The organism is Ferranicluibacter rubi, from assembly GCF_011603255.1.
Lineage (GTDB): Bacteria > Pseudomonadota > Alphaproteobacteria > Rhizobiales > Rhizobiaceae > Ferranicluibacter > Ferranicluibacter rubi.
The window spans coordinates 1-408 of record NZ_JAANCM010000042.1; the positions used below are offsets into that span (position 1 = coordinate 1).

At 59.3% G+C, this 408-nt stretch carries 1 pseudogene; it reads left to right on the forward strand.

Annotated features, from left to right (window positions below):
• Positions 1–408: pseudogene (gene istB, locus G8E10_RS25805) on the forward strand (IS21-like element ISRel3 family helper ATPase IstB); the annotation flags it as partial.

Genomic DNA, 408 nt, shown 5'->3' on the forward strand with positions numbered 1-408 from the left:
CTGCGCGAGAACAGCCGCATCAAGACCGCCTTAAGAATGGGGAGGTTGGCGACGATCAAAACCCTTGCCGGTTTCGACTTCACCTTCCAACCTTCCCTCGACCGAGATCGCATCTTCACCCTGGCCCCGCTTGGCTTCGTCGATCGACACGAGGCCGTGCATTTCCTCGGCCCACCTGGAACCGGCAAGAGTCATCTTGCCACGGCGCTCGGCGTCGAAGCCGTCAAAGCTGGAAAGAGCGTTTACTTCACGAAGCTTGCCGACCTCATCGGTGCGCTGGACCGTTCCGAACGTGAGGGTCGGCTTCAGGAGCGCATTCGCTTCTTCTGCAGGCCAAGCCTGCTCATCGTTGACGAGATCGGATATTTACCGGTCGTCCAGGGCGGCGGCAATCTGTTCTTCCAACTC